This window comes from Jannaschia sp. L-14R (assembly GCF_056857695.1).
In genome coordinates this window covers 518,543-536,054 of sequence record NZ_JBSXNP010000010.1, presented here as the reverse complement: position 1 = coordinate 536,054, position 17,512 = coordinate 518,543, and the positions used below count along the sequence as shown (strand labels likewise).

Sequence of the window (17,512 nt, the reverse complement as noted above, 5' to 3'; positions counted from 1 at the left end):
CACCCCCGAGGGATAGGGCAAGGATGCACCCCGTCGACGTCGCGCCACCTGTCGCGCCCGGCCTGCTGGCGCGGGCTATCGGCGCTTGTCAGTCACTGCGCGGGCACCGACTTCCGTGGCTGGCTCTGGCCTTTGGCGCCGGGGTCGGCATTTATTTCGCTCTCCCGGTGGAGCCATCGGACACCGCTGCCATCATAATGGGCCTCGTTGCAGCTTGCCTGCTGTTCACCGCCTTTCTCTGGCGCGGCGGCCTTGGCCTCATCCCACTCATGTTGGCATGTGCCGTGCTGGGCGTCCTCATCGCCCAGGCTCGCACGCAGTTGGTAGCCGGTCCTGTCCTGGGCTATCGCTATTACGGTGCGGTCGAGGGGCGGATAATCCTTATCGACCGCTCCGCCTCGGGTGCAACGCGCCTGACTCTGGATCGGGTCCGGCTGGACCGGATGGCGCCATCGGCCACTCCGCGCCGCGTCCGCATTTCGCTGCAGGACGATACCGGCGTCACCCCTCAGCCCGGCTTGCGCGTCATGACGACTGGCCATCTGCTCGCCCCCTCGGGCCCGACCGAACCGGGGGGCTTCGATTTCCAGCGTCACGCCTGGTTCCTGCAACTGGGCGGTGTCGGCTATACGCAGGTGCCGCTGCTTTTGGCCCAGCCGTCGAAAGGTGGCGCGTCCCTTGTCGTTGCACGCATCCGCGCGGCCGTAGGCGACGGTTTCCGTGCCCGCATGCCCGGGCAGGCGGGGCAGGTAGCGGCGGCGATCACCACCGGCGACCGCGCGGGTTTGTCGGACGCGGTGACCGCCGACCTGCGCGCTTCGAATCTGGCCCACCTTCTGGCGATTTCCGGACTGCACATGGGATTGCTTGTCGGATTTGTCTTTTGGGCCGTTCGCGGCGGTCTGGCCCTGATCCCCTCGATCGCGTTACGCCATCCGACCCGGGCCTGGGCGGCGGCGGCAGCCTTGCCCTTCGCGCTCGCCTATCTGTTTCTTTCGGGCGGCAGCGTAGCGACACAGCGTGCCTTCGTCATGGCCGCCGTAATGTTGGGTGCAATCTTACTGGGCCGCCGCGCACTGTCGATCCGAAGCGTGGCGATCGCCGCAATCCTCGTGTTGATCTGGCGACCCGAAAGCCTGACCGGCCCCGGATTTCAGATGTCCTTTGCTGCGACCGGTGCCCTGGTTCTGGCCTTCGGTGCATTCGCGCGGAGCGACCGGCCCGACTGGATGCGGGGCTGGCGGGGCGCAGTGATTTCACTCCTGCTGTCGTCGGTCGTGGCCGGCCTGGCAACAGGACCATTCGCGGCTTTGCATTTCAACCGGATCGGCCAATACGGTGTGCTGGCCAACATGTTGGCAGTGCCGATGATGGGGTTGGCGGTCATGCCGCTGCTTTTCATTGGTCTGATCCTGTGGCCCATCGGACTGGAAATGGTGCCGTTGCGCGTTGCGGGTTGGGGAATCGAGTGGATATTGTTCGTGGCCGACCGGGTTGCGGCCTTGCCCGGCGCCATCGGGGCCATGTCCGCGCCAGACTGGACGGTCCTGCCGATCCTCGGCATCGGATACGGCTTGCTCGGGGCAGGACGGGGACGTGTATCGCGAGGCGGAGGCGTGGCGGCCCTGATCCTTGCCGCCGCACTCTGGCTGCAAAGCCCCCGCCCGGACGTTCTGATTTCGGACGATGCGCGTTTGATTGGCATCATGTCGGGCGACGGACGCTGGTTGAACCGCGAGAGCGGCGCCGGGTTCGTCGCGGCGTCATGGCTAGAAAACGATGGTGATATCGCGGATCAGATCGCAGCTGCCAGCCGTGCCCGGCCCGACCTGCGCGCGCGCGGCATCATACTGTATCATGCGCGGGGCAAGCGCGATATTCCCGAGGCGGTCGCGGCCTGTGCCGCTCGGCCCGGATGGCTGATCCTGCCAGAAACGGTCGAGACTATCCCCCCCGGCTGCGATTTGCTGGAACCGGAGCGTTTGCGGAAGACCGGGGCAATTGCATTGTTTCAGGGGAATGACGGTCTCGTCGAGGTCAGAACCGCCCGCACTCTGCAAGGCGACCGACCCTGGTCGACTGACACCCGATAGCGGCGCGTCAAAGGATCGACATGAGAAGGGCGGTTGCACCGATACCGGCGCATCCGCATCGATCAATAGCTTCGGATCAGACCGACCAGACGCCCCTGAACCTCGACCTGGTCATCCCTAAGCAGGCGCGTCTCATAGGCGGGGTTGGCCGCCTCCAGCGCGATCATACCCTTGACCCTGCGATAGCGTTTCAACGTCGCCTCGTGGCCTTCGACAAGCGCCACGACGATATCGCCGTTGTCGGCAGTGTTCTGTTCACGGATGACCACGACATCGCCGTCGTTGATTCCAGCGTCGATCATCGAGTCGCCCTTGACCTCCAACGCATAATGATCTCCGCCCCGATCAAGCATTTGACCCGGCACGGCGACGTGGTGCGAGACTTCGCTGATCGCCTCAATCGGAACGCCGGCGGCGATGCGGCCCATCACCGGCAATTCGGTCGCGTCGATCTGGACCGGCAGGGCGCGGGCAGGTTGCGAATTGGCCGGCCGGGCATTGCCGTCGATCACGGTCGGCACGAAGGTCGATGCCCCGCCAAGATCTTCCGGCAGGCGCGTGATCTCGATGGCACGGGCGCGATGGGCCAGCCGACGGATGAAGCCACGTTCTTCCAGCGCTGTTATCAGGCGATGGATGCCGGATTTCGATCGCAAGTCCAACGCGTCTTTCATTTCGTCGAACGACGGCGGCACGCCATCGCGCTGCACCCGCTTGTGAATGAAAGCCAGAAGATCGCGTTGTTTGCGGGTCAGCATGGTTAGTTTCCCCTTGAAATCCGGCCCGGAATATCGGGCAATCGCCTTATGTTCTAGAAAGGTTCCCGTTTTGTGTCAACTGGTGGCTTTCGAACGATTGGCAATTCTGCGGACATGATACCAACGCTTCAACTTGGCAGCATGACGGTGCGGACGCGATGCCCGATCGGCAGTGCAGGATCGTCGGGCGGGCGCACCACAAGCAGATCGGCCCGCGCCAGTACGCTTAGCAAACTGCTGTCCTGACGGGGTTCCACGACCACGCCTTCCGGCGAAAGACGCCCCCTCATATAGTGCTGACGAGGGCCATTGGCTGGAACAGATGTGGCAAGCACGTGGGACGTCTCGGTCAGTTCGGGCGGAAGGCCAAGCATGCGCCGAATCAGTGGTAATATGAAGATTACACCACAAACCATTGATGAAACAGGATTACCGGGCAAGCCAATCAGTGTGGAAGATCCGATCCGTCCTGCCAGCAATGGCTTTCCGGGGCGCATTGCAACCTTGTGGAATGCCATATCGAGACCGGCATCCCTGGCCGACCCTGCGACAAGATCGTGATCTCCGACCGACGCGCCGCCGATGGTAACAATCAGGTCTGCATCGCGGGCCAGTGCAAAGGCCTGCTCCAGGCTATCGACGGTGTCGCGGGCGATGGGCAAAAGCCGGGCATCGGCCCCGGCCCCCTCGACCATTGCCGCCAATCCGAAGCCGTTGGAGGCAGTGATCTGTCCGGGGTTCAGCGTCTCGCCCGGCATCCGCAGTTCATCCCCGGTCATAATGAACGCGACGACGGGTTTACGCACGACCGGCACGGCATTGTGGCCCATCGCGGCCAGAAGTGTCACATCTCGGCTGCCCAGAGGGGTCTTCGGATGCCACGACATACCCTTGGCGAAATCTCCCGCTGCGGGTCTGATGTGAGTTGCCGGTCCGGGGTCAGTCGTGATGCGGATCTTGTCGCCGTTGCGCGCGATGTCTTCCTGAATGACGACGCGGGTCGCACCGTCGGGCAATGGCGCGCCGGTGAAGATGCGCACGGCCTCGCCTGCCGCGACAGGCCTGCCGAACGGGTGGCCTGCGGCGGAGGTGCCGATCACACGAAACATGTCTCCGGCGGTTGCGTTGCCCGCAATGGCATATCCATCCATGGCAGAGGCAGGGAAAGGCGGCTGATCGTGCTGCGCCGTCAGCGGCCCGGCCATGATCCGCCCGGAGGCGGCGCGCAGCGGAACCTGTTCGGAGGGCAGGACATCGACTAGCAACAGCAGTCGCGCCGTAGCCTCGGCGACCGAAATCACGGCGGTGACGCTTTCCAGTCGCCCGACTTGCCGCCGGTCTTGGATAGCAGGCGAATGCCCCCGATCTGCATGTCCTTCTGCACCGCCTTGGCCATGTCATAGACCGTCAGGCAGGCTGTGCTGACGGCGACAAGCGCCTCCATCTCCACCCCTGTGCGCCCTGCGGTCCCGACTGTCGCCGTGACCCGAAGACCCGGCAGCGCGTCGTCGACGGTCAGGTCGACCGCCACACGCGCGATCGGAAGGGGATGGCAGAGAGGGATCAGGTCGGAGGTGCGTTTGGCCCCCATGATCCCGGCCAACCGCGCGATACCGATAACATCGCCTTTTTTTGACGTGCCTGATCTAATGATATCAAGTGTTTCCGTTGACATCTTCACCCAACCTTCGGCCACGGCGACCCGGTCGGTTTCGGCCTTGCCCGACACGTCGACCATATGGGCGGCCCCTGCATCGTCGAAATGTGTCAGACGGCTCATCGTCCGGGCACCAACGGATCGGTCAGGATCCGGGCGGTTGCGGCGGCAACATCGTCCTGACGCATCAGGCTTTCCCCGATCAGGAAACAGCGCATGCCATAACGGGCCAGATTCGCCAGGTCTTCGGCGGTGTTCAGGCCCGATTCAGATACCAGGATGCGATTCACGGGGACGTGGCGCGATAGGTCCCGGCTGACGGCAAGATCGGTGACGAATGTGTTCAGGTCGCGATTGTTGATGCCCAACAGACGCGAGGACAGATTTTCGGCCCGCTCAAGCTCCTCGCGGTTGTGGACCTCGACCAGACAATCCAAGCCCCAGTCGGTGGCCGCAGACTCCAATTCAGCGGCCTGTGCGTCGGATACGCTGGCCATGATGATCAGGATACAATCCGCGCCCAGGCTGCGGCTTTCGGCGACCTGCCACGGGTCATACAGGAAATCCTTGCGCAGCACCGGCAGGTCGACGGCCGCGCGCGCGGAGACGAGATAGCTGTCATCGCCCTGAAACGAAGGACCGTCGGTCAAGACCGACAGGCATGTGGCGCCGCCCGCCTCATAGGCTTCGGCCAGCGCGGGCGGGTCGAAATCGGGGCGGATCAAGCCTTTGGACGGACTGGCCTTCTTTATTTCTGCGATCAGCCCGTAACCTTCCAGGATCACCTTTTGCAGTGCATCCGCGAAAGGCCGAACTTTCGGAGCGTTGCGGGCGGCATCCTCGATCGTCGCCTGATCACGCTCGGCCTTGCGGGCAGCCACCTCCTCCAGCTTGTAGGCCTTGATCTTCTCGAGGATCGTGGGCGTGCTCATGCTGCGGTCTCCGTTGTGAATTTTGCCAGCCCGTCGACCTTTGCCATAGCCGCGCCTGAATCGATTGATTTCGAGGCGATTTCAACGCCATCCGATAAGGTTTTCACACGACCGGCCACGATAAGCGCGGCTGCGGCGTTCAGCAGGACGGCATCTCGATAGGCACTGGGCGCGCCATCGAGCAGTTTGCGAAAGGCGCGACCGTTCTCGGCCGGATCGCCGCCCATGATCGCCTCGAACGGATGGGTCGGCAAACCTGCATCGTCGGGGGTGACGATACGCTCTGTGACATCGCCATTCTCCAGAACGGCAACGGAAGTAGGACCGGCAATTGAAACCTCGTCGGTGCCGTCCTCGCCATGAACCAGCCATGCTACCTCGGACCCGAGCGCGCCCAGAACTTCGGCCATCGGACGGATCAGGGAGGAAGAATACGCGCCAGTGAGTTGTCGCTTGACGCCTGCCGGATTGGTCAGAGGGCCGAGAATGTTGAATACCGTCCGCGTCCCCAGTTCGCCGCGAACGGGCATGACATGGCGTATTGCGGGGTGGTGCATTGGCGCCATCATGAAGCAGATGCCCACCTCTTTCAGCGCCTTTTCAGCCATTTCCGCGCCGTGGTTCACGTCGATTCCCATCTGGGTCAGCACATCCGCCGCTCCGGATTTCGACGACAGGTTGCGGTTGCCGTGTTTGGCGACCGGCACGCCCGCACCCGCCACCACGAAAGCCGTGGCGGTCGAGATATTCAGCGTGCCTTTGCCGTCGCCTCCGGTGCCGACGATGTCCATCGCGCCATCGGGGGCCGAAACACGGTTCATCCGGGCGCGCATGGCGGCGACGGCAGCCGCGATTTCGCCGGTCGTTTCACCCCGCGTGCGCAGTGCCATCAGCAACCCGGCGATCTGCGAGGGCGTGGCATCGCCGTCGAAGAAGGCAGCAAAGGCGGCTTCGGCCTCTGCATCGGTCAGGGGACGGTCGGGAGCCACGTTCAGGATTGCCTTGATGTCGATCATGCAGCAGCCGTCCGGGTGTTGAGAGGGGGCATCATCTCGATGAAATTGCGGATCAGCGCATGACCGTGTTCCGAGGCGATGCTTTCGGGATGGAACTGCACGCCGTGGATCGGCAACGTGCGGTGTCGAAGGCCCATGATCATACCGCTGTCCAAAGCGGCATTGACGATCAGATCGTCGGGCAGGCTGTCACGATCGACCGTCAGCGAATGATAACGTGTCGCATCGAACGCATCGGGCAACCCGGCGAACACTCCACTGCCGTCGTTCAGCATCCGCCCCAGCTTGCCATGCACGATTTCGCCCGCTCGCACGACCTTGCCGCCGAATGCCTGACCTATGGCCTGATGGCCAAGACATACGCCCAGAAGGGGGGTGCGCGTCTCGGCGCAGGCGGCGACCATTGCAAGGCAGATCCCGGCCTGATCGGGGGCGCAGGGGCCAGGCGACAAAAGCACGCCGGTCGGGTTCAATGCCATAGCGGCCTGAACGTCCATGGCGTCGTTGCGCACCACTTTCACTTCGGCACCCTGTTCGGCCACATAGTGCACCAGGTTCCAGGTGAAGCTGTCGTAGTTGTCGATCAGCAGAAGCAAGCCAATCCCTCCTGTCGGGTATCGCGCGGGGTGTGAATGTCCGGCCTTCGGGTTATACAGGACGAAAGGCCCGGCGAAAGGCCTAGCAGGGTGTTGTTGAGGGTCCATTTTGGGCAAGGGGTATTTCAGGATATGATCAAGGGTCTGTTGCTCGGGGGGGCAAGTGCGCTGGCGTTGGCGGCGTTGTTCGTGGCTTCGGTGTCGTTGCTGGTGCCGCCGCCTTCGCTCGTGTCCGACCGTCCTGTCGCCGTGCGTCCCGACGCGCCTGTCCTACGCGACCAATCAGAAGTCGCCGTCCGCGTGCCCGAGCCGCCTGTCGACACGGTGCCGATCATCCCGGCGGAGATCACGCCGCAGCCCTCTCCGGCCGAAACGGGCACGCCCCAAAGTGTCACGCGAACCACGACGCAGACGGCGACGGTCACGACCACCGTCCGGCCTGCGGTCGATCTGCCAGCGGGCAGCCAGTTCAACCGTCCGCCCGAAGACGGCGATGCGATCACGCCGCAGGCGGATATCGCAACGCGTGCTGTCATTTCTGCGACCCGGCCCGACGCCGGCGCGGTTCGGGTCGACGCACCGGACTTGCGAACCGAAAGTGCCGCACAGCCGCAACCGACAACGATCGCTGGTCTGTCCGCCGCGCCCGAAGCCGGGGATGCGCCGAATTTACCGAATGTTCCGGTCGAAAACGCGCCGCAGACGTTCGGGTCGGTGGAGATCGTCGAACCCGTGAATGAAACCGCTATGCCCGAGGGGACCCAGACCGCCATCATCCAGACGCCCGCGCCATCCGACAGCGATACGGTGGCAACCGATCCAACGGATGCGGCAGCCGAACAGGCCGCCGATGATGGGCGGGACGTCGATGTGGTGCAGACCCCGTCGTCTCCCATTACCGAAGTGCTGGACCCGATCGTTCCCGAACGCGTGGAACCGGAACCGGAGGAGGATACCCCCGTCGTCATGCCGCGTCGTCTGGTTCTGGACAGCGAACGCGCCGAAGAGACAGGGGAGGACGCTGTCGTCGAATCTCCCGCCCGTGGCGCGCTGCTGGCGAACGCGGCGAGGTTCCGGAACCCGGAAGAATTGCCGCTTTTGTCTGTCGTCCTGATCGACGATCCGGATGCAGGCGTTGATCGCGAAAACCTGATCGGCATGGACTTTCCGGTCACATTTGCCGTCGACCCCTCGCGCGCTGGATCGGCTGAAGCCGCAACAGCCTATCGCCAGGCCGGTCATGAAGTCATCTGGCTGGCGGATGCCCTGTCCCCGAACGGGACCCCGCAGGATATCGAGGTGGCAATGACCGGAGCGCAAATGGCAGTACCCCAGGCCATTGGTGTACTGGACCTGTCCGATAATGGATTTGTCGACAATCGCACCGCATTGGAGGCGCTGCTGCCCGCATTGTCCGAGGCCGGCATGGGTTTCGTCGCCTATCCCGGCGGGTTGAACAGTGGCGTGACTTCGGCCTTGCGCGGCGGGATTCCGGCGGCGACGCTGTATCGTGTGCTGGACGCAGAGGGCGAACGTGCCGCCGTTATAAGCCGATATCTGGACCGCGCGACCTTTGAGGCGACATCCACAGGGACGGCCGTGGTGGTCGGTCGAACAACGCCCGAGATGATTGCGGCGCTCTATTCTTGGCGCCTGAGCAATCGGTCGGACCAGATCCTGCCAGCGCCTTTGTCGGCCGTGCTGTTGCTGACTGTTCCGGCAAATTGAGCTGCATCCGATCCGACCGGGAATGGTGGTCAGCCGAAGGCCGCCCCCGGCAGGTCGATCTGCGCCACCTGTTCCGCAATGGGTTCGACCGACAGGGGATGTGTTTCGTCAGCGTGATCAAGGGCATCGCCGATGGCCTGCCATTCGCGGTTCTTGAAGATTTCCAGAGCCGAGAAATGTGCTTTGTAGCCCATCTTGGGTGAACCAGGGACCCAATATCCGAGATAGACATAAGGCAGTTTGCCGTCATGGGCGATGTCGATGTGGTCGAGGATGATCTGTGTGCCCAGCGAATCCTGCGGGCAATCGGGGTCGTAGAAGGAATAGACCATCGACAGCCCGTCATCGAGGACATCCGTAAGGCAGACGGCGCGCAAGGCGGGCTGCCCCCCGCAGGCTTTGGGCCGATCGTCCCAATATTCGATGACGCGGGTGCGGATCGGGGTTTCCTCGATCATCGCGGCAAACTCGAAGATATCCATATCGGCCATGCCACCGTCGGCGTGGCGCGCGGTCAGATAACGGCGGAACAAGGTATATTGTTCTTCGGTGGCCCAAGGCGACGTTACCTCGCGTCGCAGGTGGGCATTGCGGGCCATGGTCCTGCGTTGGGACCGGGATGCCTTGAAATCGGCGATGCGGATGCGCGCCGAAAGACAGGCCGTGCAATCGGCGCAACTGGGCCGGTAGAGGACGTTTTGCGACCGCCGGAAACCCTGTTTGGACAGCTTGTCGTTCAGCTCGGCCGCGCCGGAGCCCTGTAGTGCAGTGAAGAGCTTCCGCTCCCGGCGCCCATCGATATAGGGGCAGGACTGCGGTGCCGTCACATAGAACTGCGGCGTCAGCGGTAGGCTGTGGCGCATGAAGACAGGGTTTCCCGATAATGCAAGTAAGGCGTTGGTTCCATGGCGCAGCCTAGACGCAAGACCCGGCAGGTCAATTAAAAAGACCTGCCGGCAAGGTTGGGGACGCTGCGATTTAATCAGGACGGACGATTGATCGCAGCCGATCCCAGGATCAGATCGGTCAGACCCTGTCGCCGGTCGGTGAGCAGCATGGCACCGATCGACACCAGCGCAGGCAGTACGAACATCATCGAAACATAGTAACCCGAGACATGCAAAATGGCCTGCGGTGTATCGAAACGGTCGCCGCCGTGGCTGCGCAGTTCGATTCCCATCAGTCGCATGCCCCATGTCGCCGAGCCGCGCGCCAGTGTCGTCACGCGGTAGAGGGCACCGATGGCGAGGAAGAACAGCGGCCAGAGAAAAAAGCCTACAGTCAATGTGACGATGGCTGCGACAAGGGTCAGCGCGGTAATGACCGCCATGTCGACAACCCACGCCAGAGCGCGTTTGGTCAGTACGCCTTCATAGAATTCCGGCGTTTGGTCCGGGTCGGGCAAGCCGCTGTTGTCTCGATTGGTCATATCGGTCCAATGGGTCACTTTATGGGGCTCCGCTTGGATGGGAATGGACAATCCCCGCGCCGGGAGGAGGCGCAGGGAAGGGGAGATCAGGCCTCTGCGGTATCACCATTGTCGGCGGTCGAGGGCTTGGCGCGATCTTCCATGAACTGGTCGAACTCGGCCTTGTCCTTGGCTTCACGCAGACGCTGAAGGAAGGTCTCGAACGCTTCCTGTTCGTCCTCGAGACGGCGCAGCATATCGGCCTTATAGCTGTCGAAGGCCTGGTTTCCGGTGTTGCGGAAGCGGGTCGGTGCCATACGGCGAGACTTGCAGGATGAGATGGATTTGTTGCCGTTGAACATGCGTTTGCTCCAGATCGTGTAGGCCAGAATGGCAAGGCCAACGGGCCAGAATAAGATGAAACCCAGGATCATCAATGCGATCCAGGCACCCTTGCCGCGGGCATCGAGCCAATCGGTCGTTCGGGTGAACCAGCCGCCCTGTGCGGCGGAGGTGGCATATGCGGCAGCGGTATTCATCAGGGTCACTCCTTGTGGATCATTACGATGTGAATGTCTTTCACATGATCAGAAATGGGGAGGCGAAACATGTACTGCAAGGGCTTGGGGCGAAAAAGTTAAGTGGATTTACATACAAAATGTAGCGGAAGTCGTTGCTGCTGCGCCCAACAGTGGCGATTGAAGCAATTAACATTCAAAAAAGGGCCACTGAGCCTCAGGCAACCTCTCGAAGCCCGTGGGCATAGGAGAACCAACGTCGATGATGGCTGTCTGAAAGGCCAGTAGGGACGGCCCACGCTATCAGGTGCAATCAATTCAACGGGTGATCAATCACCTTCTATCGGAAATATAAGGACAATCATCGTACCGCTGGAAACGTCTTCAATCCGTAGCGCGCCACCATGGTTTTTCATGACACGGGCAGCAATCGGCAGACCCAACCCGCTGCCAGGTCCGCCTCGCGTCTGTCCAAAGCGGCTTACAGCTTCAACATGATCCTTGGCGGGGATACCGACGCCATCATCCCGAATTGAAAGAACAGCTTGTCCGCGGGCGCAAGACAGGTCGAGGCTGATCTTTGACACACGCGATCCGCCGTGAACGACCGAATTGGTCAGAATATTCAGGATTGCTTCCTGTAGCATGACGGCATCGCCCTGAATGCGCACATCCGCCTCTGGCAGACCCAAAAAAATCTCGATCTTCGTATCGGAGTTCTGTTGGCGAAAGCTGTCGACGACCTGCTCGACCAAAACTTTCAGGTCCAGTGGCTCACCGGATTGATCGAGTTCCTTTCCTCCAGCCCTCTCGAAGGAAAGCAGCTGGTTGGTCAAAATACTGGTCTCCCGCGCCGCCTGCACCAGTTCAGCGCTGCGATGTTTGGCGGCTTGGACATTCGGCGCGTTGTGAACCGCTTCGGCAAGGGCAAGGACGCCCGCCACAGGATTCCTGAGCTGATGCGCGGCGTTCGATATGAATTCGTCCTTGGAACTGATACGCCGCGAAATCCGATCAAGAAGCCGGTTCAACGTGTCGACCAGTCCCCGCGCCTCGATAGGGACGGCACGGCGAATAGGTTCCAACTCGGTCGGAGATCTTTTCGCGATCGCCTTTTCCAGATCAAGCAGGGGCCGCAAACCCAGTCCCACACCGAACCACACAACCAAGGCAACCGATAGGATCAGAAGGGCAATCACCGCGAACGATCGAGAAACCACTTCACGGACGAAACTGCTGCGGACATCGGCGTTCTGCCAGACGGTAATGTTGAAGATGCCGGCAATGCCGCTGACGGTAGTGCCATCCTGAAAGCGCAGCACGCGAACGTCCTGACCCTGATACCGTGCATTGAAGTAGTAAGGCTCTGTCTGTCGCAGGGGTGCAGCTTTCGGCAATATGGGCGGGGTCGAATAACCGGTCACGAAAACTCCGTCCGGGGCGAAGACATGGTAGAACAGTTCCCCGCCCGAGGTGTCGTTGATCAATCGCCGCGTCGCGGGACTTAGTGCGTCGCCGTCAGAAACCGCAATGTCGCGCGAGATGGCCAACGCCGCAGACAGAAGGCCGCGATCAAATATGCTTTCCGCGCGAAGGGTTGTGGTTCGAAATTGCCATGCGCCAGCCACGAGCGAGATGACCAGCAGGGGTGCGAGGATAATCAGGATCAACCGGGATCTGAGCGAATGGGACCTCATTGCGATGCATCGGCCAGCAATTGGTAGCCAAGACCGCGCTGCGACTTGATTTGCAAGCCGTAGGGGCTGAGACGGCGGCGCAAACGCGAGACATAGACTTCTACGACAGTGTCTTCGACATCCGCACCCACCCCGTAGACATGGTCGAGGACCACGCTTTTCGACACCAGGCGACCAGCCGCGGCGAACAGGCATTCGAATACGGAAAACTCCCGGCGGGGAATGTCAATTTCGACCCCGTCCGCAAATAACTGCCGGGAGACTGCATCATAGTTGAGCGCACCGATCCGGAGAATCTGCTGCTGCGGTGTCGCGCGCCGACGCAACAACGCCCTGACGCGTGCCTCAAGCTCGGCCATTTCGAAGGGCTTGATCAAATAATCGTCTGCGCCCGCGTCCAAACCCAGAACGCGATCTTCGGTTTGGGCGCGCGCCGTCAACAGGATCACGGGGCGGGTGTCGCCACGCTTGCGCATCCGTTTGAGAAGCGTCAGCCCGTCCGTTCCGGGCAGGTTGACGTCCAGAATGATAAGGTCCGCGCCGTCGCCCGTCAGATGGCTTTCCGCATCGCTTCCGTTTCCAAGTACAGTCACAGCGTGACCTGCGTCTTCCAGACGATAGCAGATGCCCTTGGCGAGGCTGATATTGTCTTCGACCAGAGTAATACGCACGGCAGGATTTCTCGGACATGCAAGTTTCACGCAAGGTTCGCAGGTCAGACAAGCGACATCAACAGGGGGCGGACACCCCCCGGCGATTCGATTTTGGCCCTTAACGTCAGGGCCGAGCTTTAGGGAGGAATATATGTCCACTTTGAAAACCACGCGTCGCGTGGCCGTCGGCCTTGTGGCCGCAGCCGCAGCGACGTTCTCGCTTCAGGCGCAGGCCGAAAGCCATGCCATGGACATGACAGGCAAGACCGTCGAATGGATCATTCCGTTCTCGGAAACCGGCGGTTCGGCCAAATGGGCGAATTTTTACGCTCCGCTGCTGTCCGAGGCCTTGCCAGGCCAGCCAACAGTCGTCGTGAAATTCATGCCCGGTGCAGGATCGACCAAGGGCGCGAACTTCTTCCAGGATCAGCAATTCGAGGACGGCACCACGATTTTCGGGTCCAGCGGATCTACCCAGTTTCCGTTTTTGCTTGGTGATCCCAGGGTAAAGTATGACTACGCTGACTGGAATGTGGTTCTGGCGTCCGGCACGGGTGGCGTCGCCTATTTGCCGCCCGAATTGGCTGCGCAAATGGATGGAATGGACGCCAGCGCCTTGCAGGACGTCGATTTCATCTACGGCAATCAGGGCGCAACCCGGCTTGATCTGGTTCCGACGCTGGCATGGGAAATGCTGGGCCTGAACGTCGAAAGCGTCATGGGCATCAAAGGCCGCGGCGACGGACGACTGATGTTCGAGCGTGGAGAGGCGAATATCGATTATCAGACGTCATCGTCCTACCTGTCGGGCGTCACGCCTCTGGTCGAAGCGGGCACCGCCGTGCCGATGATGACCTGGGGCGCACTTGACGACGACGGCAACATCGTGCGCGACCCGACATTCCCGGAAATCCCGACCTTCAAGGAAGTCTGCGAAGCGACCGAAGGCTGTGAGACGTCGGGCGAAAAGTGGGACGCATGGAAGGCGTTCTTCATCGCGGGTTTCCCGGCCCAGAAGATGGTGTTCCTGCCCAACGGTGCATCCGATGCGGCAATCGCCACCTTCACGGATGCTTTCGAAGCCATCAAGGCGCGCCCCGACTTCGTGGAGATTTCCGAAAACCGTCTGGGCAAATACCCTCAGATGACGGGAGCCGCGGCGCAAAAAGCGCTTGAAAGCGGCACCAGCGTTTCGCCCGAAGCCAAGGAATTCGTGGTGAACTGGCTGCAGGAAAAGTACGGCGTATCGCTGAACTGAGCCTTGCTTTTTGAACGCCCCGCCATCTTGGCGGGGCGTTCCGTCAAGCAAGGTGGGGAAATTTCATGGATGTGATCATGGAGGCGCTGCCGGCACTGGGCAGCGCGTGGGGCTTGATATTGCAACCTGTTGTCCTGGGCTATCTCGTCCTGGGCGTCCTGATGGGTCTGTGTATCGGAGTCTTTCCGGGCCTGGGCGGTATTGCGGGACTATCTCTGCTTCTGCCGTTCATGTTCGGCATGGACCCGATCCTCGGGCTTGCGCTTATGATCGGCATGGTCGCGGTTGTTCCGACATCAGACACCTTTGCATCGGTCTTGATGGGAATACCCGGGTCTTCGGCCAGCCAGGCTACTGTGCTGGACGGCTTCCCCATGGCCAAGAAGGGTCAGGCCGCGCGCGCGCTTTCGGCGGCCTTCGCCTCATCGCTGTTCGGTGGACTTGTCGGTGCCAGCTTTCTGACCGTGTTCATACTTATCGCCAGACCCATAGTCCTGGAATTCCGTACGCCAGAACTGCTGATGATCACTATCTTCGGTCTTTCCATGGTTGGCATTCTTGCGGGACGTATCGCCATAAAGGGTATCGTTGCCGCTGGTCTGGGGATGCTGATCGGGACGATCGGCGAAGGCGCGTCTTCGGGTGATCTGCGCATGTCGTCCTATGATTTTCCCTACCTTACGGATGGACTGAAACTGGTCATCGTCGGACTTGGTATATTCGCCATCCCCGAGATCATTTCTCTTCTGCGACAGGACCGCGCCATCTCGGCCGAGCCGCAGATCGGCGGGGGGTGGCTGGAGGGCGTCAAGGACTGGTTTGACAATATCTGGCTTTCGGTCCGCTGCTCCATCATCGGTGTGATTGTTGGGGTCATTCCCGGCCTCGGTGGATCGGTGGTCGACTGGATCGCTTACGGTCACGCGGTGCAGACCACCAAGGACAAGTCCAGTTTCGGCAAGGGTGAAGTGCGCGGCGTGATCGGGCCGGAAAGCTCGAACAACGCCAAGGAAGGGGGGGGACTTGTCCCGACCCTGCTGTTTGGCATTCCCGGCTCGGGGTCCATGGCGATTTTCATCGGTGCAATCGCGCTTCTGGGGTCCGGACAGATCGAGGTTGGACCGGCCATGCTGAAAAACAACCTCGACATCACTTATTCCATCGTCTGGCTTCTGGCCCTTGCGAATGTAATCGGAACGATCATCTGCATTGCCGCCTCGGGGGGGATCGCCAAGCTGACCACGATCCGGTTCGCGTTGCTGGCCCCTTTTCTTTTCATGATCATCAGTTTTGCGGCCTTCCAGTCGGGTCAGAACCTGATGGACCTCGCGGCACTGCTCGGGATCGGCTTCCTTGGCATCATGATGCGCAGGTTCGACTGGTCCCGTCCCGCATTCCTGATTGGTTTCGTGCTCTCCAACCCTGCCGAGACTTACGCGAACCAGGCGCTGCAGATCGCACAATCGCGGTTCCGAAAGGGCTTCGGCGAAGGGATCGATTATATCTTCACTCCGATCGTCATCATCCTGCTAGTCATCACTGTCATCTCGGTGGTGGTGGGGCTGCGACAAGCCAAGAACATACTTGCCGAAGGCGATGTGCAATCTGGGTCGAAACGCGCGCCGTTCGTCTTTCTGCTCATCGTCACAGGCTACATCGCCTATGCATTTTACGACGCAGCATCGATCCCCGCGTTCAGCCGCGATCGAGATTTTCCGATGTTCGTCGCAGGGGTGAGCCTACTTGGCTGCCTGGCCCTGATTGTCCGCATGATGCTTAAACCGGAAACGGACACAATTTTTGCCGACCGCGAGCTGGTTGGAGAAGACGCCGACGCCACTCATGGATTGTGGCCCACATTGGCATGGTTCGCAGCACTTCTTGGGCTGACCGCATTGCTTGGTTTCATCCTGGCCCTGGGACTGTTCCTGTTCAGTTTCATGAAGCTGCGCGCCCGGATCAGTTCGGTCTATGCACTGATCTATACTGGTTTGGGCATTGCCTTCATGAGCACGATGGCATGGCTTTTGAACCGGGATTTCCCGCCTGGCCTGTTGCAGGAATACACCCAGCTGCCCTGGCCGTTCAATTGAGGAATTCGACATGACACAAACGGCTATACCATTTCTTTTTATGCGCGGGGGCAGTTCACGCGGTCCCTATATGAACCGCGCCGATCTGCCGGATGACCTTGAAACACTGGCGAATGTGCTGATTGCCATTGTCGGGTCGGGCCATCCGCTGAATATCGATGGAATTGGGGGCGGCGCGGCAGTTACCACCAAGGTTGCCATGCTGTCACGCTCGGATGACGCCTGGGCCGATGTGGATTATTTCTTTGCGCAAGTCAGCGTTGAAGACCGGTTGGTCGACTTCAAACCGACCTGCGGAAACATCCTGTCCGGTGTAGGGCCCGCCGCCATCGAAATGGGTCTGGTCGAACCGCAAGATGGCGTGACGACTGTCAACATTCTTGCCGTCAATACCGGGGCCAAGATCACCGCCGTGGTTCAGACGCCAGACAAGGTGGTCAGTTACGAGGGCACGACGCAGATCGATGGAGTTCCGGGTACGTCCGCCCCCGTGGCCCTGAATTTCATGGATACGATCGGCGGGGCGACCGGATCTCTGCTGCCGACGGGAAATGCGAAGGATGTCATCGACGGCATCGAGGTGACCTGCATGGACGTCGCCATGCCCATGGTGATTGCGCGGGCAGACAGTTTCGGTCTGACGGGATACGAGACGGCCGCCGAACTGGACGATAATGCTGCGTTTTTCGCCAGACTGGAAGCTGTCCGCCTGAAAGCCGGAGAACTAATGGGTATGGGTGATGTTTCCAAATCGGTGACGCCAAAATTCGGACTGTTTGCCCCGTCATCGCAAGGCGGCACGGCCGCAGCTCGATATTTCATGCCGTGGAAATGCCACCCCACGATGGCGGTCACAGGGGCGCAATGCCTGTCGTCCTGCCTGCTGACACCGGGAACGGTCGCCGAGGGTTTGGCCTCGCAGCCGGAAAAATCGCCAGCCCGGATCACGCTTGAACATCCTTCCGGAACAATCGACGTCGTCGTCGATTTCGATAAAACGGCAAAGGGCCTCGACATCAAATCGGCCGGTTTGGTTCGCACGTCGCGTAAACTGGCGGTGGGTGATGTCTTCGTGCCGAGGTCTGTCTGGGCCGGGAAATGAATG

Annotated in this window: 16 protein-coding genes; 5 read left to right on the top strand and 11 right to left on the bottom strand. The window is 61.0% G+C overall.

Features of this window, described 5'->3' with window-relative positions; translation table 11 throughout:
- The first annotated feature begins 23 nt into the window (after window positions 1-23).
- Window positions 24-2,093 (top strand): ComEC/Rec2 family competence protein, encoded by a 2,070-nt coding sequence (locus AC13C2_RS10970; protein WP_482886820.1) that lies wholly within the window; start codon window positions 24-26, stop codon window positions 2,091-2,093.
- 62 nt (window positions 2,094-2,155) lie between these two features.
- On the opposite strand, the gene lexA is transcribed toward AC13C2_RS10970, so the two are convergent.
- The 6 genes from lexA to AC13C2_RS10940 all read right to left on the bottom strand — a co-directional run bounded on the left by lexA (window position 2,156) and on the right by AC13C2_RS10940 (window position 7,052).
- Entirely contained in the window at window positions 2,156-2,851 is a 696-nt protein-coding gene (gene lexA, locus AC13C2_RS10965) for a transcriptional repressor LexA (protein WP_424338155.1), read from the bottom strand.
- A 128-nt stretch (window positions 2,852-2,979) separates the two neighbouring features.
- Window positions 2,980-4,152 (bottom strand): molybdopterin molybdotransferase MoeA, encoded by a 1,173-nt coding sequence (locus AC13C2_RS10960; protein WP_482886819.1) that lies wholly within the window; start codon window positions 4,150-4,152, stop codon window positions 2,980-2,982.
- A complete protein-coding gene (gene moaC / locus AC13C2_RS10955; RefSeq protein ID WP_424338153.1) occupies window positions 4,149-4,631 on the bottom strand; it encodes a cyclic pyranopterin monophosphate synthase MoaC in 483 nt (160 codons plus the stop codon). Before moaC ends, AC13C2_RS10960 begins: the two co-directional genes overlap by 4 nt.
- Complete coding sequence (gene trpC / locus AC13C2_RS10950) at window positions 4,628-5,440, bottom strand: indole-3-glycerol phosphate synthase TrpC (RefSeq protein ID WP_482886818.1); 813 nt, start codon at window positions 5,438-5,440, stop codon at window positions 4,628-4,630. Before trpC ends, moaC begins: the two co-directional genes overlap by 4 nt.
- Complete coding sequence (trpD, locus tag AC13C2_RS10945) at window positions 5,437-6,456, bottom strand: anthranilate phosphoribosyltransferase (RefSeq protein WP_092761809.1); 1,020 nt, start codon at window positions 6,454-6,456, stop codon at window positions 5,437-5,439. The genes trpC and trpD overlap by 4 nt, the downstream gene beginning before the upstream one ends.
- Window positions 6,453-7,052 (bottom strand): anthranilate synthase component II, encoded by a 600-nt coding sequence (locus AC13C2_RS10940; protein WP_092761808.1) that lies wholly within the window; start codon window positions 7,050-7,052, stop codon window positions 6,453-6,455. Before AC13C2_RS10940 ends, trpD begins: the two co-directional genes overlap by 4 nt.
- Window positions 7,053-7,184: 132 nt before the next feature.
- On the opposite strand from AC13C2_RS10940, the gene AC13C2_RS10935 reads away from it, so the two are divergent.
- Window positions 7,185-8,780, top strand: coding sequence for a divergent polysaccharide deacetylase family protein (locus tag AC13C2_RS10935; RefSeq protein ID WP_482886817.1), 1,596 nt, complete (start codon window positions 7,185-7,187; stop codon window positions 8,778-8,780).
- A gap of 29 nt (window positions 8,781-8,809) precedes the next feature.
- Here the strand turns inward: AC13C2_RS10935 and AC13C2_RS10930 are convergent, their stop codons facing one another.
- The 5 genes from AC13C2_RS10930 to AC13C2_RS10910 all read right to left on the bottom strand — a co-directional run bounded on the left by AC13C2_RS10930 (window position 8,810) and on the right by AC13C2_RS10910 (window position 13,074).
- Complete coding sequence (locus tag AC13C2_RS10930) at window positions 8,810-9,643, bottom strand: arginyltransferase (protein ID WP_092761804.1); 834 nt, start codon at window positions 9,641-9,643, stop codon at window positions 8,810-8,812.
- Between the two features lie 119 nt (window positions 9,644-9,762).
- Window positions 9,763-10,227, bottom strand: coding sequence for an RDD family protein (locus AC13C2_RS10925; protein ID WP_482886816.1), 465 nt, complete (start codon window positions 10,225-10,227; stop codon window positions 9,763-9,765).
- A gap of 68 nt (window positions 10,228-10,295) precedes the next feature.
- Window positions 10,296-10,727, bottom strand: a complete 432-nt coding sequence (locus AC13C2_RS10920; protein WP_092761800.1) for a DUF2852 domain-containing protein — start codon at window positions 10,725-10,727, stop codon at window positions 10,296-10,298.
- Window positions 10,728-11,035: 308 nt separating this feature from the next.
- Window positions 11,036-12,403: a sensor histidine kinase gene (locus tag AC13C2_RS10915; protein ID WP_482886815.1), complete on the bottom strand. Its 1,368-nt coding sequence runs from the start codon at window positions 12,401-12,403 to the stop codon at window positions 11,036-11,038.
- Window positions 12,400-13,074, bottom strand: coding sequence for a response regulator transcription factor (locus tag AC13C2_RS10910; protein WP_092761796.1), 675 nt, complete (start codon window positions 13,072-13,074; stop codon window positions 12,400-12,402). The genes AC13C2_RS10915 and AC13C2_RS10910 overlap by 4 nt, the downstream gene beginning before the upstream one ends.
- 160 nt (window positions 13,075-13,234) lie before the next feature.
- On the opposite strand from AC13C2_RS10910, the gene AC13C2_RS10905 reads away from it, so the two are divergent.
- The 3 genes from AC13C2_RS10905 to AC13C2_RS10895 all read left to right on the top strand — a co-directional run bounded on the left by AC13C2_RS10905 (window position 13,235) and on the right by AC13C2_RS10895 (window position 17,509).
- Window positions 13,235-14,314, top strand: a complete 1,080-nt coding sequence (locus tag AC13C2_RS10905; RefSeq protein WP_423787131.1) for a tricarboxylate transporter — start codon at window positions 13,235-13,237, stop codon at window positions 14,312-14,314.
- Window positions 14,315-14,379: 65 nt separating this feature from the next.
- On the top strand, window positions 14,380-16,407 hold the full coding sequence (locus AC13C2_RS10900; RefSeq protein ID WP_482886814.1) for a tripartite tricarboxylate transporter permease: 2,028 nt from the start codon (window positions 14,380-14,382) through the stop codon (window positions 16,405-16,407).
- Between the two features lie 10 nt (window positions 16,408-16,417).
- The gene (locus AC13C2_RS10895) at window positions 16,418-17,509 is read left to right on the top strand and encodes a 4-oxalomesaconate tautomerase (RefSeq protein ID WP_482886813.1); all 1,092 of its coding nucleotides are present in this window, start codon (window positions 16,418-16,420) and stop codon (window positions 17,507-17,509) included.
- Window positions 17,510-17,512 lie beyond the last annotated feature (3 nt).